The 26,106-nt window shown below is 72.3% G+C and carries 19 protein-coding genes; 9 read left to right on the forward strand and 10 right to left on the reverse strand.

The features are described 5' to 3' along the window. The first annotated feature begins 166 nt into the window (after nt 1–166). The 6 genes from ACZ58V_RS01040 to ACZ58V_RS01065 all read left to right on the forward strand — a co-directional run bounded on the left by ACZ58V_RS01040 (nt 167) and on the right by ACZ58V_RS01065 (nt 7,952). Nucleotides 167–1,552 (forward strand): PucR family transcriptional regulator, encoded by a 1,386-nt coding sequence (locus tag ACZ58V_RS01040; protein WP_471287763.1) that lies wholly within the window; start codon nt 167–169, stop codon nt 1,550–1,552. A gap of 102 nt (nt 1,553–1,654) precedes the next feature. Beyond that, nucleotides 1,655–2,965, forward strand: coding sequence for a vanadium-dependent haloperoxidase (locus ACZ58V_RS01045; protein WP_468194902.1), 1,311 nt, complete (start codon nt 1,655–1,657; stop codon nt 2,963–2,965). Between the two features lie 86 nt (nt 2,966–3,051). Beyond that, complete coding sequence (locus tag ACZ58V_RS01050) at nt 3,052–4,545, forward strand: ABC transporter substrate-binding protein (protein WP_468194899.1); 1,494 nt, start codon at nt 3,052–3,054, stop codon at nt 4,543–4,545. Beyond that, complete coding sequence (locus ACZ58V_RS01055) at nt 4,542–6,311, forward strand: ABC transporter permease subunit (protein WP_468194897.1); 1,770 nt, start codon at nt 4,542–4,544, stop codon at nt 6,309–6,311. The genes ACZ58V_RS01050 and ACZ58V_RS01055 overlap by 4 nt, the downstream gene beginning before the upstream one ends. Beyond that, entirely contained in the window at nt 6,301–7,269 is a 969-nt protein-coding gene (locus ACZ58V_RS01060; RefSeq protein ID WP_471287766.1) for an ABC transporter ATP-binding protein, read from the forward strand. Before ACZ58V_RS01055 ends, ACZ58V_RS01060 begins: the two co-directional genes overlap by 11 nt. Beyond that, nucleotides 7,266–7,952 (forward strand): ATP-binding cassette domain-containing protein, encoded by a 687-nt coding sequence (locus tag ACZ58V_RS01065; protein WP_471287768.1) that lies wholly within the window; start codon nt 7,266–7,268, stop codon nt 7,950–7,952. Before ACZ58V_RS01060 ends, ACZ58V_RS01065 begins: the two co-directional genes overlap by 4 nt. On the opposite strand, the gene ACZ58V_RS01070 is transcribed toward ACZ58V_RS01065, so the two are convergent. Then, on the reverse strand, nt 7,933–8,517 hold the full coding sequence (locus ACZ58V_RS01070; protein WP_471287769.1) for a TetR/AcrR family transcriptional regulator: 585 nt from the start codon (nt 8,515–8,517) through the stop codon (nt 7,933–7,935). The genes ACZ58V_RS01065 and ACZ58V_RS01070 overlap by 20 nt on opposite strands. Before the next feature lie 99 nt (nt 8,518–8,616). Here ACZ58V_RS01070 and ACZ58V_RS01075 point away from each other — a divergent pair, with 99 nt between their 5' ends. After that, nucleotides 8,617–10,158 (forward strand): MFS transporter, encoded by a 1,542-nt coding sequence (locus tag ACZ58V_RS01075; RefSeq protein ID WP_471287771.1) that lies wholly within the window; start codon nt 8,617–8,619, stop codon nt 10,156–10,158. 7 nt (nt 10,159–10,165) lie between these two features. On the opposite strand, the gene serA is transcribed toward ACZ58V_RS01075, so the two are convergent. The 6 genes from serA to ACZ58V_RS01105 all read right to left on the reverse strand — a co-directional run bounded on the left by serA (nt 10,166) and on the right by ACZ58V_RS01105 (nt 20,025). Beyond that, nucleotides 10,166–11,755 carry a phosphoglycerate dehydrogenase gene (gene serA / locus ACZ58V_RS01080; RefSeq protein ID WP_468194885.1) on the reverse strand — a complete coding sequence of 530 codons (1,590 nt, stop codon included), beginning with the start codon at nt 11,753–11,755 and terminating at the stop codon, nt 10,166–10,168. 220 nt (nt 11,756–11,975) lie between these two features. Continuing rightward, nucleotides 11,976–12,974 (reverse strand): ketol-acid reductoisomerase, encoded by a 999-nt coding sequence (ilvC, locus tag ACZ58V_RS01085; RefSeq protein ID WP_468194882.1) that lies wholly within the window; start codon nt 12,972–12,974, stop codon nt 11,976–11,978. 121 nt (nt 12,975–13,095) lie between these two features. After that, nucleotides 13,096–13,620 carry an acetolactate synthase small subunit gene (gene ilvN / locus ACZ58V_RS01090; protein ID WP_010048631.1) on the reverse strand — a complete coding sequence of 175 codons (525 nt, stop codon included), beginning with the start codon at nt 13,618–13,620 and terminating at the stop codon, nt 13,096–13,098. A 21-nt stretch (nt 13,621–13,641) separates the two neighbouring features. Next, on the reverse strand, nt 13,642–15,492 hold the full coding sequence (locus ACZ58V_RS01095; RefSeq protein WP_468194878.1) for an acetolactate synthase large subunit: 1,851 nt from the start codon (nt 15,490–15,492) through the stop codon (nt 13,642–13,644). Between the two features lie 225 nt (nt 15,493–15,717). Continuing rightward, nucleotides 15,718–18,732: a putative bifunctional diguanylate cyclase/phosphodiesterase gene (locus ACZ58V_RS01100; RefSeq protein WP_471287774.1), complete on the reverse strand. Its 3,015-nt coding sequence runs from the start codon at nt 18,730–18,732 to the stop codon at nt 15,718–15,720. 342 nt (nt 18,733–19,074) lie between these two features. After that, entirely contained in the window at nt 19,075–20,025 is a 951-nt protein-coding gene (locus ACZ58V_RS01105; protein ID WP_468194872.1) for a 2-hydroxyacid dehydrogenase, read from the reverse strand. Between the two features lie 77 nt (nt 20,026–20,102). On the opposite strand from ACZ58V_RS01105, the gene ACZ58V_RS01110 reads away from it, so the two are divergent. Continuing rightward, complete coding sequence (locus ACZ58V_RS01110; RefSeq protein WP_468194871.1) at nt 20,103–21,101, forward strand: aldo/keto reductase; 999 nt, start codon at nt 20,103–20,105, stop codon at nt 21,099–21,101. A gap of 101 nt (nt 21,102–21,202) precedes the next feature. Then, nucleotides 21,203–22,408, forward strand: coding sequence for a PQQ-dependent sugar dehydrogenase (locus ACZ58V_RS01115; RefSeq protein WP_468194868.1), 1,206 nt, complete (start codon nt 21,203–21,205; stop codon nt 22,406–22,408). A 4-nt stretch (nt 22,409–22,412) separates the two neighbouring features. On the opposite strand, the gene ACZ58V_RS01120 is transcribed toward ACZ58V_RS01115, so the two are convergent. From ACZ58V_RS01120 to ACZ58V_RS01130, 3 genes are all read right to left on the reverse strand, one after another. Further along, complete coding sequence (locus tag ACZ58V_RS01120) at nt 22,413–22,595, reverse strand: DUF6191 domain-containing protein (RefSeq protein ID WP_471287777.1); 183 nt, start codon at nt 22,593–22,595, stop codon at nt 22,413–22,415. A 49-nt stretch (nt 22,596–22,644) separates the two neighbouring features. Next, nucleotides 22,645–25,686, reverse strand: coding sequence for a helix-turn-helix transcriptional regulator (locus ACZ58V_RS01125; protein ID WP_468194864.1), 3,042 nt, complete (start codon nt 25,684–25,686; stop codon nt 22,645–22,647). 89 nt (nt 25,687–25,775) lie between these two features. Next, nucleotides 25,776–25,961: a hypothetical protein gene (locus ACZ58V_RS01130; protein WP_468194861.1), complete on the reverse strand. Its 186-nt coding sequence runs from the start codon at nt 25,959–25,961 to the stop codon at nt 25,776–25,778. Nucleotides 25,962–26,106 lie beyond the last annotated feature (145 nt).

Below are 26,106 nucleotides of genomic sequence, written 5' to 3' on the forward strand. Positions count from 1 at the left end.
ACGGATGGCCGACCCCGGGCGGATGACGCTTCGGGTACGGCACGGAGAACCACCGTGAAACCTAGGGATCCCTTCGATCGTCGGCCATCGACAGCTGTCACGCATCCGTGCCGCAGATCTCAGACAGATGTATGAAGGGTCTTGGCCGGTGGGGGACAATGCCCGCATGACGTCGGAACACCGGGGCGACTACGAGGAGCTGGTCGACGAGATCTCGGAGCTGCTCGGCGCGCCCGCGACGCTGGAGAACCGGGACTTCGAGCTGATCACCTTCGGGGCGTACGACAGTGAGGGTGACCTCGATCCGTCGGCCCTGGATCCGGTGCGCACCCGTTCGATCCTCACCCGCCGTTCGACCGCGGCCGTCCGGGCGTGGTTCGAGGGCTTCGGCATCACACGTGCGACCGGCCCGGTGCGTATCCCGCCGACGCCGGAGGCGGGGGTGAACCGGGGGCGGATCTGTCTCCCCGTCCGCCACCGGGGCGTGGTCCACGGCTATGTCTGGCTCCTGGACGACGATCCCGGCCCGAGCGAACGCCAGCTCTCCGCCGCCATGCGGGTCACGACCCGGATCGGCGCGCTGCTCGCGGACGAGGCCCAGCACGGTGCCGACCTCAGCCGTGAACTGCGCGCCGTCCTCACCGCGGAACGCGACTGGCAGCGGGACATGGCCATCGCGGAACTCCGCACCGCCCTCGGCTCCCGCGCCGACGGTCTGCACACGGTGGTCTGCGTGGCCCCCTGGCCCTCGGTCGACCCCGACGACGCCCCGTCGGTCCGCACGATGCCGGGCGCGACAGCCCTGTGCACGCTGCCGTGGGGGGCGTCGGCCCAGTGCGTGGCCCTGCTGGTGCGCCTGCGCTCGACGGACGTACTGACTCCTGCGACCACGGCGGCGGCGCGGCTGCTGGAGCGGGCGGGCGGCAGCGCTTCAGGGGGTGCGGCCGCCGGCGCGTCGGGCGGAACGGCTCCTCGCGGCACGGGCGGAGCCTCCGCCGGGGCATCGGGCGGATCTTCCGGCCGGACCTCTCACGAACCGGCCGGCACCACGCGCGGTGCCTCCGCCGGGCCCGGGTCCGGGCAGGCCGGTATCCGCACCCATGGGCCCGCCGGCAGCGCCGCCGGCCTCGCCACCCCCCGCTCCGGCCTCGCAGAGCTCGGCACTGCCTGGTGGGAAGCGTCCGCCGCGGCCCGGGCGGCGCTGGCCGAGGCCCGGCTGGGGCCGGTCGCGCAGTGGGCGGCGATCGGGCCGTTCCGGATGCTCACCGCGCTGCCGCCGGACGTGGCCCGCGACCCCGCCGTCCACGCCCTGCTCTCCCCGGTGCACCGGGAACTCGCCCGTACCGCCGAGATCTACCTCGACTGCGCCGGCCAGGCCGCCCGGGCCGCCGCCGAGCTGGGCATCCACCGCCAGACCCTGTACTACCGGCTGTCCCGGATCGAGAAGCTCACCGGCCTGGACCTGGACGACGGCGAGGACCGTCTGCTCCTGCACATGGCGTTGAAGGGGGCCCGGCTCGCGCACGGTCGGGCCATCGGGCCTTCCGGGTGAGACCCATCGCCCGAAGGGGCGATCTTCAGGACGGCGCCGTGCCCTCGGGCGCCGCGCGCGGTCACGGATCTCCCGGTGTGCCATCGGCTGGGAGGAGTTCACGTGCGGAACCGACACGCCCGGTCTGCGAAGCGAACGGCGGTCGCGGGGCTGGCTTGCGGAGTGCTCGCGCTCGCGCTGCCGGGCGCCCACGCGAGTGCCGGTTCCGGCCGCGGCGCGGGAACGGCGTACGGGGCCGAGCAGGGCGAACGGAGCGCATCGACGGTCATCGAGTGGATGCGCACGGCCGATGCCACCATCGAGGCCGAGGCCCGCCCGGTGCCGCCCGAGTCGTTCATCTGGGAGGCGTACGTCTCCACCGCCGTCTACAACGCCGTCGTCGGTATCGAGGGGCGCTTCACCCCGTACAAGTGGGACCAGCGGGCGCCTCGTACGGCCTCGTCCGCGGCGGCTGCCGCCTCGGCGGCGCACAAGGTACTGCGCCACCACTTCCCCGGGGCCGCGCCCCGGCTGGACGCCGCCCTGACCGGCTCCCTCGCGAAGATTCCCGACGGCGCGGCCGAGGACGCGGGCGTCGCGTTCGGGAAGCTCGCCGCCGACCACATCATCGACCTCCGCCGCGATGACGGCCGCGGCGCCTCGGTGCCCTTTCCCGCCCGCCCGCACCCCGGCGTCTGGCGTCCCACCCCGCCCGGTCACGAGCCCTTCGCCAATGCCTGGATCGGCAGGCTCCGGCCGCTGCTGCTGGACTCCCCGCACCAGTTCCGCCCCGGCCCGCCGCCGGCGCTCAGCTCCGCCCGGTACGCGAAGGACCTGAACGAAGTGGCGGCCTACGGAGGCCGGACCGGCTCGCAGCGGACCCCCGAACAGACGGACACCGCGCGGTACTTCACCAACCTGGACCTGCTGGGGGCTCTGGGTGACCACGCCACCCGGCACGGTTTCGGCATTGCCGAGACGGCACGTCTGTACGCGGCGGCCAACACGGCCCAGGTGGACGCCGTCATCACCGCCTGGGACGCCAAACTCCACTACGGCACCTGGCGCCCCGTCACCGCCATCCGCGAGGCGGACACCGACGGCAACCCGGCGACCCGGCCGGACCGGCACTGGGAGCCGCTGCTCGTCACCCCGGCGCATCCCGACTACCTCAGCGGCCACGCCACCATGGGCGGTGCGCTGATGCGCGCGCTGACCGGGGTCCTCGGCACCTCGCGCGTCGACCTGCACATCCGGTCGGTCACCACCGGTACGTCACGCCACTACCGCTACGCCCACGAGTACGAGCGGGACGTCGTCGACGCCCGGGTCTGGGGCGGGATCCACACCCGGACGGCCGACGAGGTGGGCAACGCCACCGGCCGGCAACTCGCGGCCTGGGCGCTGCGGAAGTACTTCCGCAGCACCCCTTGATAATCGGCCGCTTCTGAAAACGATTGTCATCATGCTACGGTCGTGGCGCGTTCAACCATTTACCAGGCCTTGACCGAGGTGTCCCCGTGCGCGTCCCCGCCCGACTCATCCCCCTTGCCGCCGTCACCGCGGCCTCCGCCCTGCTCACCGGTTGTTTCTCCGGTGGACAGTCGGCCACGGACGACTCCGGGGCAGGGGGCAAGCGCATACGCCTCGCGATGATGCAGCCACCCCGCTCGGGGCTGTCCCCGCTGTCGGACGACGCCTTCAAGCTGTCGCGCTGGTCGACGGCGGAGACCTTGGTGAAACTGGACGCGGACGGTGACGCCGAGTCGGCGCTGGCCACCGAGTGGGCCCAGTCCGGACGGAGTTGGACCTTCACCCTGCGCGACGGCGTCACCTTCCACGACGGGACGAAGCTCACCGCCGAAGCCGTCGTCAACTCCCTCACCAAGGCCGCCGCCGCCTCCCCCAAGCCCCGCATCCTCGACGGCGTCGACTTGACCGCGAAGGCCGACGGCGACAAGGTCACCGTCACCACCGCCACCGAGGACCCCCTGGTCCCGCAGCGGCTCAGCTCCCCCCAGCTGTCGGTCCTGGCCGCCAAGGCCTACAAGGGCAGGACCGTCGACCCCGTCGGCGCGGGCACCGGCCCCTTCGAGCTGACGAAGGTCAACGGCACATCCTCCGCCGCCCTCGACCGCTACGACGGCTACTGGGGCAAGAAGGCCAAGGCCCCCGGCATCGACGTGCGGTTCGTGCCGGACGGCACCGCCCGCGCCGCGGCCCTGCGCAGCGGCGAGGCCGACATCGTCGAGGCGGTGCCGGTGTCGCAGGCCGCCGTCCTCGACCAGGACCTGATCACCGAGGTCCCGATGCCGCGCACCAACACCCTCTACCTCAACACCGAGAAGGGTGCCTTCAAGAACGCCGCGCTGCGGGCGGCGGCCCGCGAGGCGATCGACGCCGAGTCGATCGTGAAGGGCGTGTACGAGGGGCGAGCCGACGTCGCCGACGGGCTGCTCGGGCCCGCGCTGCCGTGGGCGGCCGAGCTGCGGAAGCCGGTACAGCGGGCCAAGGCCGGTGCCCCGGCCGGCAAGACGATCACCATCGGCACCTTCACCGACCGCGCCGAGCTGCCCGAGGTCGCCGCCGCCCTGCAACAGCAGCTGCAGAAGGCCGGGTTCAAGGTGAAGCTCGACGTCCGCGAGTACGCCAACATCGAGTCCGACGCGCTGGCGGGCGAGTTCGACGCGTTCATCCTCTCCCGCGCCACCGTCCTCGACTCCGGCGACCCGGCCGCCTATCTCTACAGCGACTTCGCCTCCGACGGCTCCTTCAACATCCCCCAGCTCGCGGACCCGGCCGTGGACAAGGCCCTGAAGAAGGCCGGCGAGACGCCGACCGGCGACGCCCGGCGCGAGGCGGTCATCGCCGCCGAGGCCGCCGTGGTCGGCACGGACGCGGCCGTGCCCATGCTGCACGAACGCGTGATCCAGGGCGACGCCGCCGGCGTGACCGGCGCCGCCCACGACCCGCGCGAGCGGGAGCTGGTCACGGCGGACACCTACGTCAAGTGAAAGCCCGTATAGGGCGGTTGGCAGGTGCCGCCGCGCTGACCCGCCTGCTCTGCCTGGCCGCCGTCCTGGCCGCCGTCGGCCTGCTGCCCTGGCTCTCCGGCAGGGACCCGGCGCTGGCCGTGCTGCGGGCCCGCTCCGCCGAGCAGGACCCGACCGAGGAAGCCCTGGACTCGGTACGACGGGACCTCGGCCTGGACGCCGGTCCTCTGTCCCTGCTGGGCGGCTGGGCCTCGGACCTCCTGCGCGGCGACCTCGGCACGTCCTGGGTGTCGGGCACCGAGGTCCTGCCCTCCGTGATCTCCGGGCTCCAGGTGTCGCTGGCGCTGATGGGCGCCTCGCTCGGCGTGGCGCTGCTGCTGGCGTGCGCGCTGGTCACGCCGGTGCTGGTGCGGGGCCGGGCCTCGGCCGGGGCATGGGCCGCGATGCTGGCCGCCGTACCCGAGTTCCTGCTGGCCACGGTCGCGCTGCTGGTGTTCGGGGTGTGGCTGGGATGGCTGCCGACGTCCGGCTGGGTGGGGCCGCAGAACATGGTTCTGCCCGCCGTGGCCCTCGGCGTCCCCGGCGGCGGGCTGCTCGGCCGTCTGGTCGCGGACGCGCTGCCCGCCGTGCTCGACGAGCGGTGGGTGGAGCTGTGGCGAGGCGCAGGGGTGAGCCGGGCGCGGATCGCGGGGGCGGCGCTGCGCCGCGTCCTGCCGCCGCTGGTCCCGCAGTTCGGGATGGTCGCCGTGGGGCTCACCGGTGGCGCGGTCGCCGTGGAGACGGTCTTCGCCGTGCCGGGCATCGGCCGTACCGCGCTCGGCGCGGCCAAGTCACAGGATCTACCGCTGCTCCAGGGCTCGGTACTCGCGCTGCTCTCGCTCGGCCTGGTCACGGGCGCGCTTGCGGCGCTCGCCCGACGGCGGCTGCTGGGCCCGGCCCTGCGTGACGCCTCGCTGGCACTGCCTCCGGCACGGCCGGTGCGCGCACACCCCGCGATCCCGTTGTCGCTGTTCACCGTCCTCGCCGTGACCATCGGCTGGGGCCTGCTGCGCGACCCGTACGCCGTGAACACCACGGCCCGGCTGGCCGCGCCCTCCTGGCCCCACCCGCTCGGCACCGACGGTCTCGGCCGTGACGTGCTCGCCCGGCTGGGCCACGGCGCCGCCTCCACGGTCGGCACGGCGGCGGCCGTCTGCCTGCTGAGCCTGCTGGTCGCGCTCGCCCTGGGCTTCCTGCCCCGGATCGCGGAGGGCGCGGCGGACATCGCCAACGCCCTGCCCCCGGTGATCGTCGGCATTCTGATCGCGGCGGCCGTCGGGCCGGGCACCGGCGGGGCGGCCCTGGCGGTCGCGCTGATCTCCTGGCCGGCCCTGTCCGCGCACGCGGCGGCCCTGGTGCAGGAGGTGCGGGCGTCGGCGTTCCTCACCACCCAACGGGCCATCGGCGCAAGCCCGTTCTGGATCCTCACCCGGCATGTCCTGCCGTCCGTGGCCGGCCCGGTCGCCCGCCATGCCCTGCTCCGGCTGCCGGGCATCGCCCTGGCCCTGGCCTCCCTCGGCTTCCTGGGCCTGGGCGCCCAGCCGCCCGCCCCCGAGTGGGGCCTGCTGCTGGAGGAGTCCCGGGCCTATGTGGAACGCGCCCCGTGGGCGGCCCTCGCCCCGGCGGTGGCCCTGGCCCTGCTGGCAGGTCTCGCGGTGTCGGGCGCGGCGCTCACCCAGGGCCGGAATGTACGGCGAGCCACCCCGGCTCCGGTCAAGGCCGAGAAGGAGGCCCCCGTTGGAGTCTGAGCCACTGCTGTCGGTGCGCGAGCTGCGGATCGCCTTCGACGGGGTCGAGGCCGTGCGCGGCCTGTCCTTCGACGTGCTGCCGCGTGAAGTGCTGGCGATCGTCGGCGAGTCGGGGGCGGGCAAGTCCCTCACGGCCCGCGCGCTCCTCGGCATGCCGCCGCGCGGCGCGACCACCAGCGGGACGATCGCCCCGGACCTCTCGGCCCACCGCGGCCGCCGTATCTCCCTCGTCCCGCAGGACGCCCTGTCCGCCCTCTCCCCCGTGCACCCGGTCGGCGACCAACTCGCCTCCGCCGTACGGTCGGTGGCCGGGGTCTCCCGCAAGGAGGCCCGGGCCCGGGCGGTCGCGGCCCTGGACCGCGTCGGCATCCCCGACGCGGCACGCAGGGCGCGGGCGTATCCGCACGAGTACTCCGGCGGCATGCGGCAGCGCGCCGTGATCGCCATGGCCACGGTCAACGAGCCCGATCTCGTGGTCGCCGACGAGCCCACCACCGCCCTCGACGAGGAGCGCCGCGACCAGGTGCTGCGGCTGCTCGCCGAACAGCGGGAGGCGGTCGGCGCCGCGCTGGTCCTGGTCACCCACGACATGGACGCCGTAGCGGCCCACGCGGACCGGATGCTGGTCATGTACGCCGGACGCCTCACCGAACTCGGCCCCGCGGACGAGGTGCTGGCCCGCCCCCGCGCCCCCTATACGGCGGGCCTGCTGGCGTCCCTCCCGCAGCACGCTCCCCCGGGCCGCCGCCTCCCCGCCCTGCCCGGCACCCCGCCCGCCCCGGGCACGCTCCCGCCGGGCTGCGCGTTCGCCCCGCGCTGCCCGCTCGCGGCGGACCCCTGCCACACGGCGGAACCGGAGCCCCGGCGGGTGGCCGGACGTCTGGTCGCCTGTGACCGCTGGGAGGAACTCCCCCACCCCGCGACCGAGTTGTTCCTGAAGGAGGGGCAGCAGGCATGACCGACCCCCTGCTAAACGTCCGCGACCTCGTCGTCCGCTACGGCCAGGTCACCGCCGTGGACGGCGTCTCCTTCTCCCTGGCCGCCGGCGAGACCCTCGCCCTGAACGGCCCGTCCGGCTGCGGCAAGTCCTCCACGGCCCTGGCGGTGCTCCAGCTGCGCCGCCCGGCCGGCGGTGAAGTCCATTTCGAGGGACGGGAGTTGACGTCCCTCCCGGAACGGGAGCTGCGTCCGCTGCGCCCCCGCATGCAGCCCGTCTTCCAGGACCCGTACGGCTCGCTGAGCCCCCGCCACCGCCTCCGGGACGCCATCGCCGAACCGCTGAAGGTCCAGGGCCGCTGGCACCCCACAGACGGGCCCGCCCGCGTCGCCGAACTCCTCGACCGGGTCGGCCTCGACCCCGCGTACGGCGACCGCCGGCCGCACGAACTCTCCGGCGGCCAGTGCCAGCGCGCCGGCATCGCCCGAGCCCTGGCATCCGAACCGCGACTGCTGGTGCTCGACGAGCCCGTGTCATCACTCGACCCGTCGGTACGCGCGGGCGTGCTGAACCTGCTCTCCGACCTCCAGGACGACCTGGGCCTCGGCTACCTGTTCATCTGCCACGACCGGGCGGTCGTACGGCACGTCGCCGACCGGGTGATCGAGATGCGCGAGGGACGCCTCAAGGTCGCTCCGGGGTAACGCCCTCGATCACCTGGCGGAGCCCCTCGGCGAGCTGCCCGGCCTCGGGCGCGCTCTTCGGATCGAAGGTCCACTGCGCCATGAGGCCCATCATCAGGGTCAGATAGAAGTAGCCGAGGGTGTCCACCCGCTCCTCCGGGACGTCCTCCTCACGGCCGCCGTGGAAGAGCGTGACGATGCCGCGCGCGCCCTCCCGCTGAGCCCGCGCGAGATGCTCCCGCACCTCCGGCAGCTGGTCCCCCATGGCCACGATCTCCATGCTGAGCCGCCACATCGAACCGGGCTCCCGCATGGTGCCGATGATGTTCGCCCACACCTCCGCGAACCGCTCCAGCGACCCGGGCTCCCCGCCCAGTTCGCCCCCGCCCTCGAAGGCGTCGGACATCCCCTCCACCATCCCGATGTACGCCTGCGCCAGCAACGCGTCCTTCGAGCCGTAGTGGTAGCCGATCGACGCCAGGTTGGTCCCCGACTCCTTGACGATGTCGCGCGCGGTCGTGCGCAGGAAGCCCTTGGCCAGCAGGCAGCGCTGGGCGCCTTCGAGCAGATCCTCACGGTGTCCCATGGCACGTCACCCTACCCCGGAGTCCATACACGCGTCCCATACGCGCGTATTAAACAAGCGTACTAGACAAGCGTTTATGACGCCCGTACAGTCCAGCCCATGACGACGAACCCCACCCCTGCGGCCCGCGCCGGCCGCCGCGAATGGACGGCGCTCGGCGTGCTGATGCTGCCGTTGCTGCTGGTCTCGATGGACGTCTCCGTCCTCTACTTCGCGATCCCCGCGATCAGCGCCGACCTGGAGCCGAGCGCCACCCAACAGCTGTGGATCTTCGACATCTACGGCTTCGTCCTGGCCGGCCTGCTGATGACGATGGGCTCCCTGGGCGACCGCATCGGCCGCCGCAGGCTCCTGCTGTTCGGCGCCGCCGCCTTCGGCACGGCCTCCCTGGTGGCGGCCTACGCGAACAGCGCCGAGACCCTGATCGCGGCCCGCGCGATCCTCGGCATCGGCGGCGCGACGCTGATGCCGTCGACGATGGCGCTGGTGCGCACGATGTTCACCGACCCCGCGCAGCGCACCAAGGCGATCGGCGTGTGGTCGGGTGTGATGACGGCCGGCATCGCGCTCGGCTCGGTGATGAGCGGCGTGCTCGTCGAGCACTTCTGGTGGGGCTCGGTCTTCCTGGTCAATCTGCCCGCGATGGCGCTGCTCCTGGTCCTGGGGCCCTTCCTGCTGCCCGAGTCGAGGAACCCGCGCCCCGGCCGCTTCGACCGGCTGAGCGTTCCCCTGTCGATGGCGGCGGTGCTCCCCGTGATCTACGGCCTGAAGGAACTCGCGTCGCAGGGCTGGGACGTGCGGTACGCGATGTCGGTGACCGTCGGCCTGCTCTTCGCCGCGCTCTTCGTCCACCGCCAGCGCACGGCGGTGTCCCCGCTGATCTCACCGGAGCTGTTCCGGGCCCGCGGCTTCGGCCCGGCCGTCGTCCTCAACCTCGTCGCCGCCTTCGGCATGATGGGCTCGGCGTACTTCACGACCCAGTACATCCAGTCGGTCCTGGACATGGGCCCCTTGGAGGCGGCGCTGTGGAGCCTGCTGCCGTCGGTGCCGATCGGGCTGGCGGCCGTGGCCGGCGCACAGCTGGTGCAGCGGGGCGTTCCCCGCGCGTACGTCGTCGGCGGAGGCTTCGCGGTCACCGCGTGCGGCTATGTGCTGCTGGCCCTGGCCGGCACGGACTCGCTCTGGCTGCTGCTGGCCGCGTGCGCCGTCCTGGCCTGCGGCGTCGTCGCCGTCATGTCCCAGGTGGCCGACCTTGCCCTGAGCGCGGCCCCGGTGGAGAAGGCGGGTACGGCGTCGTCCCTGCTGGAGACGGGCACGGAGTTCGGCGGCGCGCTGAGCATGGCGTTCCTGGGCTCCATCGGTACGGCCGTCTACCGCCACGAGATCCCGGCCTCGGCCCCCGCCCCGGCCCACGAGACCCTGGGCGGCGCCCTGGCCGTCGCCGACCGGCTGCCGGGGCGCGCGGGAGACGCCCTGGCGACGGCGGCTCGCGAGGCCTACACCAGCGGTATGCACGCGGCGGCGATCACGAGCGCGGTGCTGCTGGCCGGAGCGGCGGTGGCCGCCACGGTGACCCTGCGGCGGATCCCCGGACAGCACAACGCCGGACGGGCTGATCAACTCAGCCCGTCCGGCGTTTGAGGGAAGGTCAGACGAGGTTCACGGAACGAGCGGAGGTCGTACCGATCTCCGCCGCCACCTCGGCCAGCACCCCGGCGGTCACCGTGTCGTCGACGGTCAGCACCGCCAGCGCCTCGCCGCCGACCGCGGCCCGCGACACCTGCATGCCGGCGATGTTGATGCCCGCCTCACCGAGGATGCGGCCCACGGTGCCGACGACACCCGGACGGTCCTCGTACCGCAGCACGACCATGTGCTCGGCGAGCGCGAGGTCGACGTCGTACTCCCCGACCGCGACGATCTTCTGGAGGTGCTTCGGGCCGGCCAGCGTGCCGGAGACCGACACCTCCTCGCCGTCGGCGAGGGTGCCGCGCACGGTGACGACGTTGCGGTGCTCGGACGCCTCGGAGCTGGTGGTCAGGCGCACCTCGACCCCGCGCTCCTGCGCGAACAGCGGCGCGTTCACATAGGACACCGTCTCGTCGACGACGTCCTCGAAGACACCCTTGAGGGCGGACAGCTCCAGCACCTTCACATCGTGCTGGGTGATCTCGCCGTACACCTCGACGTCGAGGCGGACCGCGACCTCACCCGCGAGCGCGGTGAAGATCCGGCCGAGACGCTCGGCGAGCGGCAGACCCGGCTTGACGTCCTCGGCGATGACACCGCCCTGCACGTTCACCGCGTCCGGCACGAGCTCACCGGCGAGGGCGAGACGCACCGAGCGGGCGACGGCGATACCGGCCTTCTCCTGCGCCTCGTCCGTGGAGGCACCGAGGTGCGGGGTGGCGACGACCTGGTCGAACTCGAAGAGCGGGGAGTCCGTGCAGGGCTCCTTCGCGTACACGTCGAGACCGGCACCGGCGACCCGGCCCTCCTTGAGGGCGGAGTACAGCGCCTCCTCGTCGACGATCCCGCCGCGCGCGGCGTTGACGATGCGCACGCTCGGCTTGACCTTGCGCAGCGCCTCGTCGCCGATCAGGCCGAGGGTCTCGGGCGTCTTGGGGAGGTGGACGGTGATGAAGTCGGAGACCTCGAGCAGCTCGTCCAGCGACAGCACCTTGACGCCCATCTGCGCGGCGCGGGCCGGCTGCACATAGGGGTCGTAGGCGACGACCTTCATGCCGAAGGCGGACATGCGCTGGGCGACGAGGGCACCGATACGGCCGAGGCCGACGACACCGAGGGTCTTCTCGGCCAGCTCGACGCCCGTGTACTTGCTGCGCTTCCACTCGCTGTTCTTCAGCGCGGCGTTGGCCTGCGGGATGTTGCGGGCGGTGGCGAGCAGCAGACCGCAGGCGAGTTCGGCGGCGGTCACGATGTTCGAGGTGGGGGCGTTGACGACCATCACGCCGGCCTTGGTGGCGGCGGAGACGTCCACGTTGTCCAGGCCGACGCCGGCTCGCGCGACGACCTTGAGCTTGTTCGCTGCGGCGATCGCCTCGGCGTCGACCTTGGTGGCCGAGCGGATCAGGATCGCGTCGACATCGGCGATGGCCGGGAGCAGCTCGGCTCGGTCCCCGCCGTTGCACTGCCGGATCTCGAAATCCGGGCCAAGCGCGTCGACGGTGGCGGGCGACAGCTCTTCAGCGATGAGTACGACGGGTTTCGAGCTCACGTGAGTCCTCACAAGTCCAGTGCTGCGGACGGCCGTCCCGACGGCCGCAGGCGGTGGAGGGGTGCATGCCGCGTGGAAGACGCACGACGCTGTGGGCCTGACGCGTATATATGCAGCAGTGTAGTGGTGCTGCGGAGGGCGCCTCACGCCTGTGCGGAAGGATCACCCGGACGAGAAAGGGTCCGGCTGCGGCACCGGTGCCGCAGCCGGACCCAGGGGCTCACGCCTCCTCGTCGACCCAGCTCATGAGCTTGCGCAGCTCCTTGCCGGTGGTCTCCAGCAGGTGCTCGGAGTCCTGGGTCTTGTACTCGTTGTACTTCTTCAGACCGCCGTGGTACTCGTCCATCCACTGCTGGGCGAAGGTGCCGTCCTGGATCTCGGCGAGGACCTTCTTCATCTCGGCCTTGGTGGCGTCCGTGATGATGCGCGGGCCGGTGACGTAGTCGCCCCACTCGGCGGTCTCGGAGATCGACCAGCGCATCTTCTCCAGGCCGCCCTCGTACATGAGGTCCACGATCAGCTTCAGCTCGTGCAGGCACTCGAAGTAGGCGATCTCCGGCTGGTAGCCGGCCTCGGTCAGGGTCTCGAAGCCCGCCTTGACCAGCGCGGCCGTGCCACCGCAGAGAACGGCCTGCTCGCCGAAGAGGTCGGTCTCGGTCTCCTCGGTGAAGGTCGTCTTGATGACGCCGGCGCGGGTGCCGCCGATGCCCTTGGCGTACGACAGGGCCAGCGCGAAGCCGTTGCCCGTGGCGTCCTGCTCGACGGCGGCGATGCACGGAACGCCGCGGCCCTCCTCGTACTGGCGGCGGACCAGGTGGCCCGGGCCCTTCGGGGCGACCATGCAGACGTCCACGCCGGCCGGGGGCTTGATGAAGTCGAAGCGGATGTTCAGGCCATGGCCGAAGAACAGCGCGTCGCCGTCCTTCAGGTTGTCCTTGATGTGGTCCTCGTAGACCTGGGCCTGGATCGGGTCCGGGACGAGGATCATGATGACGTCGGCCTCGGCGGCGGCCTCGGACGGGCTCACCACGCGCAGGCCCTGCTCCTCGGCCTTGGCCTTGGACTTGGAGCCCTCGTGCAGACCGACGCGGACGTCGACACCCGAGTCACGGAGCGACAGCGCGTGGGCGTGGCCCTGGCTGCCGTACCCGATGACCGCGACCTTGCGGCCCTGGATGATGGACAGGTCGGCGTCGGCGTCGTAGAACAGCTCGGCCACTTTGGGTTCTCTCCTCGGGAGTGCAGGTGTTGCGTCCCACCGTATGACGGGGGGCGGAAGGGAAGTCTGAGGGTCTCGGAATACGGGCGGCCGACGGCGCGCCGACCGCCCGGTTCGGGTCTTACGCCGACCGGTCCAGGGCGCGCAGCGACCGGTCCGTGATGGATCGGGCACCGCGGCCGATCGCGATCGTGCCGGACTGGACCAGCTCCTTGATGCCGTACGGCTCCAGCATCTTGAGCATGGCGGACAGCTTCTCGCCGGATCCGGTGGCCTCGATGGTGACGGCCTCCGGGGAGACGTCGACGGTCTTGGCGCGGAACAGCTGGACGATCTCGACGATCTGGGAGCGCGTCTCGTTGTCGGCGCGCACCTTCACCAGAACGAGTTCGCGCTGCACCGCCTGCGACGGCTCCAGCTCGACGATCTTGAGCACGTTGACGAGCTTGTTGAGCTGCTTGGTCACCTGCTCCAGCGGCAGGTCCTCCACCCCCACGACGATGGTGATGCGGGAGATGTCGGGGTGCTCGGTGACACCGACGGCGAGCGAGTCGATGTTGAAGCCGCGGCGGGAGAACAGGGCGGCGATCCGGGCGAGGATGCCGGGCGTGTTCTCCACCAGGACGGAGAGCGTGTGCTTGGACATGATCTTTTACGTCTCTCTCGCTCAGTCGTCTTCGTTGTCGCCGAAGTCGGGGCGGACGTCCCGGGCGGCCATGATCTCGTCGTTGGAGGTGCCGGCGGCGACCATCGGCCAGACCATCGCGTCCTCGTGGACGATGAAGTCGACGACGACCGGGCGGTCGTTGATCGAGTTCGCCTCCTCGATGACCTTGTCGAGGTCGTCCGGGGACTCGCAGCGGATGGCGTAGCAGCCCATGGCCTCCGACAGCTTCACGAAGTCGGGGACGCGGGTGCCGCGGGCCTGCGGGTTGACGTCGTCCGGGCCGGAGTGCAGGACGGTGTTGGAGTACCGCTGGTTGTAGAAGAGGGTCTGCCACTGGCGGACCATCCCGAGGGCGCCGTTGTTGATGACGGCGACCTTGATCGGGATGTTGTTCAGGGCGCAGGTGGTGAGCTCCTGGTTGGTCATCTGGAAGCAGCCGTCGCCGTCGATGGCCCAGACGGCCCGCTCGGGTGCGCCGGCCTTGGCGCCCATGGCGGCCGGGACGGCGTAGCCCATGGTTCCGGCGCCGCCGGAGTTCAGCCAGGTGCCCGGCTTGTCGTACTCGATGAAGTGGGCGGCCCACATCTGGTGCTGGCCGACGCCCGCCGCGAAGATCGTGCCCTCGGGCGCGAGCTGTCCGATGCGCTGGATGACCTGCTGCGGGGAGAGCGAGCCGTCGTCGGGCTGGTCGTAGCCGAGCGGGTAGGTGTCGCGCCAGCGGCTCAGGTCCTTCCACCAGGCGCTGTAATCGCCCTGGTGGCCCTCGCTGTGCTCCTTCTGGACGGCCTGGATCAGGTCGGCGATGACCTCGCGGGCGTCCCCGACGATCGGCACGTCGGCGGCGCGGTTCTTGCCGATCTCGGCCGGGTCGATGTCCGCGTGGACGATCTTGGCGAAGGGCGCGAAGCTGTCCAGCTTGCCGGTGACACGGTCGTCGAAGCGGGCGCCGAGGGCGACGATCAGGTCGGCCTTCTGCAGGCCGGTGACGGCGGCCACGGAGCCGTGCATGCCGGGCATGCCCAGGTGCTGCGGGTGGTCGTCGGGGAACGCGCCGAGCGCCATCAGGGTGGTGGTGACGGGCGCGCCGGTGAGCTCGGCGAGGACCTTCAGCTCGGCGGTGGCCTTGGCCTTGAGCACGCCGCCGCCGACGTACAGCACGGGCCGCCTGGCCTGGGTGATCAGCTTGGCGGCCTCGCGGATCTGCTTGGCGTGCGGCTTGGTCACCGGGCGGTAGCCGGGCAGGTCCATGGCGGGCGGCCAGGAGAAGGTGGTCTTCGCCTGGAGGGCGTCCTTGGCGATGTCGACCAGGACCGGGCCGGGGCGGCCGGTGGAGGCGATGTGGAAGGCCTGCGCGATGATCTGCGGGATGTCCTCGGCCTTGGTGACGAGGAAGTTGTGCTTGGTGATCGGCATGGTGATGCCGACGATGTCCGCCTCCTGGAAGGCGTCCGTGCCGATCGCCTTGGACGCCACCTGGCCGGTGATCGCGACCAGCGGCACGGAGTCCATGTGCGCGTCGGCGATCGGGGTGACCAGGTTGGTCGCGCCGGGGCCCGAGGTGGCCATGCAGACGCCGACCTTGCCGGTGGCCTGCGCGTAGCCGGTGGCGGCGTGACCGGCGCCCTGCTCGTGCCGGACCAGGACGTGGCGCACCCTGGTGGAGTCCATCAGCGGGTCGTAGGCCGGGAGGATCGCACCGCCGGGAATGCCGAATACCGTGTCGGCGCCGACCTCCTCGAGAGAGCGGATGAGGGACTGCGCGCCCGTCACCTGCTCGGGGGCGGAGTGTCCTCCGGATCGGGGCCGGGGCTGCGGGTGATGGGCCCCGGTGGCCTGCTCGGTCATCGGCATTCTCTTCTCAGATGCTGAGGGTTTTTTGCGAGGTTCGTGCGGTTTTCGTCTGCTGCACAGAGGGCGCCTGTGCAACAAAAAACCCCTCGTGCCATAAGGCAAGCGAGGGGAGCGCGCCGGGTGGAGTCGCTGAGCGGTCGAGGCTCAGCGTCAGCCGACGCGCTTTCCAAGTACGAGAATTCGGGTGCGCATGGCACAGACCCTCCCCCCGGCACACACCCACTGTCAAGTGGGTGGGACGGGAGTCTCATTATGTGAGCGTAGGGCCGTACCGCCTCCGATGACGGCGGACACTCCCGAGCTGTACACCCGCGGGGCACCGCCCGCGAACGCCGGCTCGGCCGGTCCGTTCGGCACCGGATAGTGACCGCCGGCCAGTGCCCGGCGCAGCCGGTACTCGTCGAGCGGTCCGGAGAACGCCATGCCCTGCCCGTGTGTGCAGCCCATCGCCCGCAGGGCGACGACCTGCTCGGGCAGGTCCACCCCCTCGGCCACGGACTTCAGCCCGAGATCGGTGGCGATGCGCAGCAGCCCACTGGTGATCTTGTACAGCCGGGCGGACTCGACGACACCCTCGACCAGAGCGCGGTCGAGTTTCAGGATGTCGACGGGGAGCCGCCTGAGGGCCGTGATCGCCGCGCAGTCGCTGCCGAACCCGTCGAGGGCGATCCGGACGCCGACCCGCCGCAGGGCGCCGAGACGCCGCTCCAGCTCGTCCTGCGAGACTCTCGGGTCGGTGTCGGACAGCTCGATGATCAGCGACCCGGACGGCAGTCCGTGCCGCGTGAGCAGCGCCTCGATCGAGCCGAGCGGCATCGACCGGTCCAGCAGCCGGCGGGCACTCATCCGGACGACGACCGGCACGGACCGCCCGGTCGCCTGCCGCTCGGCGGCCTGCTCGACGGCCTCCTCGATCATCCACCGGCCCAGCTCGGCGGTCTTGTCGCTGTCCTCGGCCACGCGCAGGAACTCCGCCGGAGTGAAGAGCACCCCCTGGGAGGAGCGCCAGCGCGCCTGCGCGGACACCGATGTGATCCGGCCGTCCTCCAGGCAGACCACCGGCTGGTGCAGCAGGGCGAACTCGCCGTCGTGCAGAGCGGCCCGCAGGCGCGTGGCCAGCTCCGCCTTGCGTACGACGTCCTGCTGCATCTGCGGCTTGTACAGCTCGACGCGGCCCTTGCCGCCGGCCTTGGCGCGGTACATGGCCAGGTCGGCGTTGCGCAGCAGCTCGCCCGCGCCGAGGCCCGCTTCCGCGAAGGCCACGCCGATGGAGGCGTTGACACGGACATCGTTGCCGTCGATGAGGTACGGCTGGGACAGCGTCGTCCTGAGGCGGTCGGCGAGTTCCACTATGTGCCGTTCCCGGGCGGCCCGGTCGCGGGTGTTGTCGCCGACGATCAGGGCCGCGAACTCGTCGCCGCCCAGCCGGGAGGCCGTGTCGCCCTGCCGGACCGAGTCCTGGAGTCTGCGGGCGGCCTGGACGAGCAGCTCGTCCCCCGCCTGGTGCCCGATCGTGTCGTTGACGGCCTTGAAGCCGTCGAGATCGATGAACAGCACGGCCGTGTTCCGCAGGGCCACACCCCGGTCGGAGGCCCGGCGGCCCGAGAGGGCGTGCTGGACGCGCCTGGTGAACAGGGCGCGGTTGGGCAGGTCCGTGAGCGGGTCGTGCTCGGCGTTGTGCTGCAACTGGGCCTGGAGCCGGACCCTTTCGGTCACGTCCCTGCTGTTGAAGATCAGGCCGCCGTGATGGCGGTTGACGGTCGACTCGACGTTCAGCCAGCCTTCGTCACCCGACCGGAAACGGCACTCGATGCGCGTAGTTGGTTCCTCGACCGGGTTGGCGGCGAGGAACCTGCGCGCCTCGTGCACGACGCAGCCCAGGTCCTCCGGGTGGATGAGATTGGCCAGTTCCGTACCCACCAGATCCTCCGCCGAGCGGCCGTACACACCGGCGGCGGCCGGGGAGACGTACCGGAGGACACCGCTGGGCGCGGCGATCATGATCACGTCGCTGGAGCCCTGCACCAGGGAGCGGAAGTGGTTCTCCTTCTGCGCCAGTTCCTGGGTGAGGGTGATGTTGTCGAGCAGCATGATGCCCTGGCGCACGACGAGCGCGAGCACGACCGTGCCACCGGTCAGCAGGACCACACGGTCGACGCTGCGGCCGTTGAGGACGTTGTAGAGGATCCCCAGCGTGCACACGGCGGCCGCGAGATACGGCGTGAGGGCGGCGAGGGAGCCGGAGATGGGCCGGGCGGCCGGATACCGGCCGAGCTCGCCTCCGGGCGCGGGCGGCTGGTGGTGCGGGCCGCTGCGCTGCCCCGGCACGTGCTCGTGCACCACGCGTGTGTGCCCGGCCGTGCTCTGCCGGTCGAGGCCGTGCCGGTCGGTGTCCGGCGTGCGGGGCGCGGCCCACGGGGCGTACGCCAGGAGCAGCGAGCCGGCGAACCATCCCGCGTCGAGCAACTGGCCGGAGCGGTAGTGGTGGTGCATCAGCGGCGAGGTGAACAGGGCGTCGCACATCACGGTCAGCGCGAGCGCGCCGATGGCGGTGTTGACCGCGGAGCGGTTCCCCGCGGACCGCCTGAAGTGCAGCGCGAGCACCATGCTGACCAGTGCGATGTCGAGCAGCGGATAGGCGAGCGACAGTGCGGTGTGCGCCACGCCGGGCCCTTCCGACTTCGCGGCCTGGGCGAGGGCTAGACTCCAGGCCAGGGTGAGCAGCGAGCCGCCGATCAGCCAGGCGTCCAGCCCGAGACAGACCCACCCGGCCTTGCTCACCGGCCGCTTGGCGAGCACGAGCAGCCCGACGATCGCGGGCGGCGCGAAGCACAGGAAGAACAGGTCGGCGTAGCTGGGACTGGGCACGGGCAGTCCGAGGACCACCTCGTACCAGCCCCAGACCAGGTTGCCGAGGGACGCCATGGCCGAGGAGAGGCCGAACAGCAGCCAGGCGGGTCGAAAGCGGGTACGGCGGTTGCGGGCGTACAGGAAGCACGACACGGAGGCGGTGGCCGCCGCGGCGCTCAGCCCGAAGTCGCCCATGATGAGGGCCACTTCGTCCGAGCCCCAGCCGAGCGCGGACCCGACGGCGTATCCCGCGCAGACCAGGGCCAGGACGAGTTGGAGGGCCAGGCCCGGCCGATGGCCGCGGGCCGGCGTACGGGGCAGCAGCACCCCTGGCGACGAAGGCTGTGCCCGCAGCGCTCCGTCCAGCATGGGGGTCGGCGGCGCACTCACCGGACCCTCCCGGTCCGTACCCCTTGATGGTGATCACTGTGGTGGGTGTGGTGGCCGCCGTGATCGGCGTGGTGACCGCGTCTGAACGCGGCCGTCCGCCAGGGTCGCCGCCGGCCGCCCCGCCCCGTCGGATCGCTCGTCCATAGGCCGTGCATCGCCTGTCGCCCCCCTCACAGTCCGAAGTGTCCGTCCCCGGCGCCGAATACCCCCGGCGCTGCCCCTGTCGGGACGATACACCAGTCTCGTCACTCAGGGACATAGGTTCTCTACTCTCCGTGACGATCAATAGATATATGAGTACCCACCGCACCCGAAGGATTGCGGACGGTACCCGAGGTCGGTTCAGCCTGTTGATGCACCCGTCGTAAGGATCACGTTGCGGAGCGGCTCCCGGTTCACATAACGGTTCAACTGGTCCACCAGGAGCCGCTTGGCGCGCGGAAGGAACGCGGAGGTGGGTCCGCCGACGTGAGGGCTGATGAGTACCCCCGGCGCACGCCACAGCCGGTGTTCGCGCGGCAGGGGCTCGGGGTCGGTGACGTCGAGGGCCGCGGTGATGCGGCCGGTCTCCACCTCGGCGAGCAGGGCCTTGGTGTCGACGACAGGGCCGCGGGCCACGTTGACCAGGAGCGCGCCGTCCTTCATCCGGGACAGGAAGTCGGCCCCGGCCAGGCCGCGGGTGGTCTCGGTGAGCGGCGTGGACAGGATGACGATGTCCGCTTCCGGGAGCAGGGAGGCGAGTTCGGTGAGCGGATGCACCGGACCGCGCGCCGTGGTGCGCTCGGAGCGCGCGACGCGCGCCACACGCGCCACCTCGAACGGCACAAGCCGGTCCTCGATGGCCGCGCCGATCGATCCGTATCCCACGATGAGGACGTTCTTGTCGGCGAGCGCGGGCCGGAACCCGCCGAGCCACTCCCCCCGGTCCTGCGCGCGGACGAAGTCGGGGATCCCGCGCAGCGAGGCCAGGATCAGCGCGAGGGTGAGCTCTCCGGTGCTGGCCTCGTGGACCCCGCGCGCGTTGCACAGCCGCACGCCAGGACGCAGGTGCCGCAGCCCCGGCTGCACGTGGTCGATCCCGGCCGAGAGGGTCTGCACGACCTCTACGTGGCTCATCTCCGGCATGGGGCGCACGCACAGCGGGCTGGGCTTCATGTAGGGGACGACGTAGAAGGCGCAGTCCGCCGGGTCCGCGGGGAAGTCGTCCCCGCCGTTCCAGTAGCGGTAGCCGGGACCCTCGGGGAGTCCCTCGATCTCTTCCGGCGGGATGGGCAGCCACACGTCAGCAGTCATGCTCTGGAGGCTATGTCAGGAGCGTGCGACGGCAGAGGTTAGGTTGGGGTGGCCGGAACAGGGAGGGTCACGACCAGGTGGAGCGCAGGACGATCGGCGCGGCGGCGCTCGCGGTGGGGGCCGTCGGACTCGGGTGCATGCCGATGAGCTGGGCCTACAGCACCTCGCGACAGCGTGGCGACGAGTCGCTCAGGGCGGTGCACCGGGCGCTCGACCTCGGCGCTTCCCTGCTGGACACGGCCGACATGTACGGCCCCTTCACCAACGAACTGCTGGTGGGGCGGGCGTTGAGGGAACGCCGGTCCGACGCGTTCGTGTCGACCAAGGTCGGTCTGCTCGTGGGCGACCAGCACATCGTCGCCAACGGCCGCCCGGGGTATGTGAAACGTGCCTGCGACGCCTCGCTGCGGCGCCTCCAGACGGACGTCATAGACCTCTACCAGCTGCACCGGGCCGACCCGGAGGTGCCCGTCGAGGAGACGTGGGGCGCGATGGCGGAGCTCGTCCAGGCCGGGAAGGTGCGGGCGTTGGGCCTGTGCGCGGTCGGGGCGCGGGCCGGCCGCCGCGGCGGGGCCCGGCTGCACGACGCGACGATACGGCAGCTGGAGCGGGTGCAGCAGGTCTTCCCGGTGAGCGCGGTGGAGGCGGAGCTGTCGGTGTGGTCGCCCGAGGCGCTGGAGACGCTGCTGCCGTGGTGCGAGACGCGGGGCGTCGGCTTCCTCGCCGCGATGCCGCTCGGCAACGGCTATCTGACCGGGAGGCTGCGGACCGGCGCGGGCTTCGAGGCGGACGACCTGCGCGCCCGGCACCCGCGCTTCACGGGCGAGATGATGGCCGCGAACCAGCCGATCGTCGCGGGCCTGCGCCGCGTGGCCCGCCGCCACGGCGAGCACGTCACCCCCGCCCAGGTCGCCCTCGCCTGGGTCCTCGCCCAGGGCCCGCACGTGGTCCCGGTCCCGGGCGCGAAGCAGGAGCGCTGGGTCACCGAGAACGCGGCCGCGGCGACCCTGCGCCTGACGCCGGACCATCTGCGGGAAGTGGCGGTGCTGCCCCGGGCCCAGGGGTCGTGGGACTGAGCCGGATCCGCTCCCCGGGGCTTTCGGCACAAACCCGCCCAGGGCCCCCTGTTCGCGGTTCGGGGTTCGGCGATCGGGAACTTGTGAGCCGCGAGCGGTGTATGACAAGGAGAACCCGCCGCGTCGAAGGGACCATGATCGTGCAACGTCGAGCCGTGCCGGCCGTGTTGGCCGCCGTCGCGCTCCTGCTGACGGCCGGCTGCTCCTCCGACGGCGGAGGATCGTCCGGCTCGGACGAGGGCGCCTCTCCCGGCCGTACGGCACCGGAGTCCTCCGCGCCGCCGCGGGAGGCCGCCGAAGAGACACCTCCCGCCAAGGGCTCGGTGACGGTGGTGCGCACCGTCGCCGAGGGCCTGGACTCCCCCTGGGGCCTCGCTCCCCTGCCGGGCGGCGGGCTGCTCGTCTCCTCCCGGGACGACGGGACGATCGTCCGGGTCGACGAGAAGACCGGGAAGAAGACCGAGCTGGGCGAGGTGCCGGGCGTCTCGGCCGCCGGCGAGGGTGGCCTGCTGGGCATCGCCCTGTCACCCGACTACGCCTCGGACCACATGGTCTACGCGTACTTCACCTCCGCCGGCGACAACCGCATCGTCCGCATGCTCTACGACGAGAAGAAGCCCGCCGGTGAACAGCTCGGCGCTCCCGACACGGTCTTCAGGGGCATCCCCAAGGGCTTCATCCACAACGGCGGCCGGATCGAGTTCGGCCCGGACAAGATGCTCTACGCCGGCACCGGCGAGAGCGGCGACACGGGCCTGTCCCAGGACAAGGACTCCTTGGGCGGCAAGATCCTGCGCCTGACCCCGGAGGGCGAGCCCGCGCCGGGCAACCCGTTCCCCGGCTCGCCGGTGTACTCGTACGGCCACCGCAATGTGCAGGGCCTCGCGTGGGACACCAAGCAGCGGCTCTTCGCCTCGGAGTTCGGCCAGGACACCTGGGACGAGCTCAACGCGATCAAGCCGGGCGACAACTACGGCTGGCCGGAGGCCGAGGGCAAGTCGGGCGACGGGGACTTCCACAACCCGATCGACCAGTGGACCACGGCCGAGGCGTCCCCCAGCGGCATCGCCTACGCCGAGGGGTCGATCTGGATGGCGGGCCTGCGCGGCAAGCGGCTGTGGCGCGTCCCGCTGAACGGCACGGAGGCCACGGCGGACCCGCAGGCCTTCCTGGACGGCGAGTACGGCCGGCTGCGCACGGTGGTCCCTGCGGGCGGCGACCGGTTGTGGCTCGTGACCAGCAACACGGACGGCCGGGGCAGCCCGAAGGACGGGGACGACCGGATCCTCGAGGTGCGGGTGTCGTAGCCGCCTAGTCCTCGCGGTCCTCCGGCTCCTGCTGCGGGCGTACGACGACCTTCCCGGACGCCAGGTCTATCGGCCCGCGTCCGGGATCACCGTCACCGGTGTCCTCCCGGGTCAGTTCCAGGCGGCTCTGCTCGTCGCGGGTGTGCTTGCGGCCGGGCGAGAACAGCTCCTCGAACACGTTGAACACGGTGCCTCCCTCGGCCGCGGCGACAGCGGCCTCCCTTACAGCGTATGCCTCAGCCCGCCGGGCGGGGTATGAGCGATTCGGCCGGAAACAGCCCCAGCCGGTGCGCCACCGCCGCCGCCTCGCCGCGCCCGGAGACGCCGAGCTTCGCCAGGATGTTGGAGACGTGGACGCTCGCGGTCTTCGGGGAGATGAACAGTTCCTCGGCTATCCGGCGATTGGTGTGGCCGACGGCGACCAGGCGCAGCACGTCCCGTTCCCGGCTGGTGAGGCCGAGGGCCTCGGCGGGGTCGGCGGGCGCGAGGGCCGGTGCCGAGGCGGGCGTGAGCGGGAGGCGGGCGCGCTGGGCGAGCGCGGTGGCGGACTCGGCGAGGGGCCGGGCGGCGAGATGGCGGGCCGCGGCGTGGACGAGGCGCAGCAGCTCCGTGGCGCGGTCCCGCTCGTCCTCGCCGCCCGTCAGCAGGGACTCGGCGAGGCGGTACCGGACGCGGGCGAGGTCGTAGGGCCGCTCCAGGGGTTCGAAGGCGGTGACCACCTCCGACCAGATGTCCGGGGTGCCGCGGCCCTCGGCGCGCTGGAGTTCGGCGCGGACCCACTGCTCGTGGGCGAGCCAGACGGGGGCGTTGGTGGTGAGGCGCTTGGCGGCCTTGAAGATGCCGTCCAGGGCCTCCGCGCGGCCGTCCCGCGCGACGGGCAGGGCGCGGGCGTCGGCCTCCGCGGTGGCCGCTTCGCGCAACAGCGGCCAGACGTAGCGCTGGGTGCCGGGCGGGAAGCCGGACTCCAGGGTGCGGGCCAGTTCGGCGCGGGCGTCGGGGAGGCGGCCCTCGGCGACGGCGACGGCGATGGTGAGGCAGGAGACCGGGAGGTCGTGCTGCGGCATGGGGTCGTGCGGGCCGTAGGCGGCGCGGCCCTCGGCGAGGTGGCGGGCGGCCTCGGGGACACGGCCGCGGGCGAGCGCGAGGAACGCCAGGCTGTTGGCGCCGGAGCCGTGCGGCCCGGCCGTCTGCCCGCGCCGCTGGGCGTTTCCGGCGGCCTCGACGGCCTCGTCCCAGCGGCCCAGCGAGATGAGCGACTCCGCGAGATTGCTCCAGATCCAGGCCTCGGCGACCCGCAGGCCCATCGCCCCGGTGAGCCGCAGGCCCTCGCGCAGGATGTCTACGGACTCCTCGGAGCGGCCGACGCCTTCGAGGACGGAGGGCAGGTTCACATGGCTGCGGCCCACGACCGCCGCGAGGCTCCGGGCGACCACCTCGTCCCTGACCTCGTACATGTGCGTGAGCCCGGCCTCGATCTGCCCGGCGTCGACCATGAGACCGCCGAGGGTGAGCCGGGCGTTGGACTCGATGTCGTCGGCGCTCACCATGCGCGCGTACTCGACGGCCCGCTCGGCGGCCGTCAGGGTCTCCGGGCCGGGCTCGTGGAGCATGGACCAGTGGGCGGCCGTGGCGAGCACCTCGGCGTGCACCTCGGACGGCGGCAGGCCTCGGACCAGCTCCTGCGCGGTGGCGATCTCCTTCCAGCCGTCGCCGCGGGCGAGGCTCTGCACCAGCCGGGAGCGCTGGATCCAGAACCAGGCGGAGCGCAGGGGGTCGTCCTCGTCGTCCAGCAGGCGCAGCGCCCGCTTGGTGATCTTGAGGGCGCGTTCGCGTTCCCCGCAGAGCCGTCCGGCCACGGCCGCCTCGGCCAGCAGGTCGAGGTGGCGCAGCGCGGTGGTGGCCGGGTCGCAGCCGCAGGGAGGGTAGACCTCGGCGTAGTCGACGGGGCGCAGGGTGCGGCGCACGGCGTCGGGGGCGGCGTCCCACAGTTCCATGGCCCGTTCCAGCAGCCGCAGTTGCTCGGCGTAGGCGTGGCGGTGGCGGGCCTCGACGGAGGCGTCGAGGACGGCGGGCAGGGCCTTGGCGGGGTCGTGGGCGTGGTACCAGTAGCTGGCCAGGCGGGCCGCGCGCTGGTCGGCGGGGACGAGGGTCGGGTCGGACTCCAGGGCTTCGGCGTAACGGCGGTTGAGGCGGGAGCGTTCGCCGGGGAGCAGGTCGTCGCTGACGGCCTCGCGGACCAGGGAGTGGCGGAAGCGGTAGCCGTCGCCGCCGGGTGCGGGGGCGAGGATGCTGGCGTTCACGGCGGCCCGCAGCGCCTCGATGAGGTCGTCCTCGGCGAGCCGGGCGACGGCGGCCAGCAGCCGGTACTCGACGGTGGAGCCGCCCTCGGCGACGATCCGGGCGACCTGCTGGGCGGGCTCCGGCATCCCTTCCACGCGGACGAGCAGCAGGTCGCGCAGGGAGTCGGTCAGGCCCGAGCGGCAGCCCTCGTGGCCGGCGACGGCGAGTTCCTCGACGAAGAAGGCGTTGCCGTCGGAGCGTTCGAAGATCGCGTCGATCCGGTCCGGGTCGGGTGCGTGGGCGAGGATGCCGGCGACCTGGCGGCACACCTCCTCGCGGTTGAAGCGGGCGAGTTCGAGACGGCGGACCGTACGGAGCCGGTCCAGTTCGGCGAGCAGGGGCCTGAGCGGGTGGCGGCGGTGGATGTCGTCGGAGCGGTAGGTGGCGAGGACGACGAGGCGGCCGGTGCGCAGGGTGCGGAAGAGATAGGCGAGCAGGTGGCGGGTGGAGGCGTCGGCCCAGTGCAGGTCCTCCAGGGCGAGGACGACCGTGTGGTCGGCGGCGATGCGCTCCAGCAGACGTGCGGTGAGTTCGAAGAGGCGGGCCATGCCGTCCTCGTCGTGCCTCCCGCTGCCCGACTCGCCCAGCTCGGGCAGCAGCCGGGCCAGCTCCTCCTCCTGTCCGGCGGCAGCGGCTGCCAGCTCGCCGGGAAGTTCGCGGCGCAGGGCGCGCAGCGCGGTGGAGAACGGCGCGAAGGGCAGTCCGTCGGCGCCGATCTCCACACAGCCACCGAGTGCGACCACCGCCCCCCGGCGGCGGGCGGCGGCGGCGAACTCCTCGACCAGGCGGGTCTTGCCGACTCCGGCCTCCCCGGCGATGAGCAGGGCCTGCGGCTCGCCCTCACGGGAGCGGGCGAGGGCGTCGTGCAGCGTGCCCAACTCCTCGGCACGGCCGACGAACACGGGGCTGACGGACCTGGTCTCCACGGCCCCGAGCATCGCATGCGCCTCTGACACAACGGCACCGGTTTTCCGAGGAGCGGCCAGGACACCGACCGCCGCCGCTCCGGCCGGTCCCTCCCCGCCGTTCACGCGGCCCGGGCGGACCGGGTTCGGCGGAAGCCGCGAGTATGGCTTTCGTGCTCGGCGGAGTTCTGGGCCGCTTCGCTGCGGGCGGTGCGGCGGGCCCGGGCGGCCTCGCGGACCAGGCGTGCGTGGTCGGCCCTGCGGATGAGGTCGGCGGTGCGCAGCTGCTGGAGCTCGTACTCGTACATGGCGTGTCCTTCGTGAGAGCCGGTCGCGGAGGGTTTCTCCGATGACCTCACTCTCGTCTCCCAGGCGGGTCGGCCACATCGGGAGAGTTCCGCATCTTCGGCGGCGGCCGGGGCCTTAGGACACGGCTGAGGGGCCCCAGGGGCT

The sequence above is a fragment of the Streptomyces sp. NPDC040589 genome, assembly GCF_055594445.1.

Coding starts and splice junctions, on each gene's coding strand:
- ACZ58V_RS01040 (WP_471287763.1), top strand. CDS start 167: ATGACGTCGGAACACCGGGGCGACTACGAGGAGCTGGTCGACGAGATC.
- ACZ58V_RS01065 (WP_471287768.1), top strand. CDS start 7,266: ATGACCGACCCCCTGCTAAACGTCCGCGACCTCGTCGTCCGCTACGGC.
- ACZ58V_RS01070 (WP_471287769.1), bottom strand. CDS start 8,517: ATGGGACACCGTGAGGATCTGCTCGAAGGCGCCCAGCGCTGCCTGCTG.
- ACZ58V_RS01075 (WP_471287771.1), top strand. CDS start 8,617: ATGACGACGAACCCCACCCCTGCGGCCCGCGCCGGCCGCCGCGAATGG.
- ilvN (WP_010048631.1), bottom strand. CDS start 13,620: ATGTCCAAGCACACGCTCTCCGTCCTGGTGGAGAACACGCCCGGCATC.
- ACZ58V_RS01095 (WP_468194878.1), bottom strand. CDS start 15,492: ATGCCGATGACCGAGCAGGCCACCGGGGCCCATCACCCGCAGCCCCGG.
- ACZ58V_RS01105 (WP_468194872.1), bottom strand. CDS start 20,025: ATGACTGCTGACGTGTGGCTGCCCATCCCGCCGGAAGAGATCGAGGGA.
- ACZ58V_RS01115 (WP_468194868.1), top strand. CDS start 21,203: ATGACAAGGAGAACCCGCCGCGTCGAAGGGACCATGATCGTGCAACGT.
- ACZ58V_RS01125 (WP_468194864.1), bottom strand. CDS start 25,686: ATGCTCGGGGCCGTGGAGACCAGGTCCGTCAGCCCCGTGTTCGTCGGC.
- ACZ58V_RS01130 (WP_468194861.1), bottom strand. CDS start 25,961: ATGTACGAGTACGAGCTCCAGCAGCTGCGCACCGCCGACCTCATCCGC.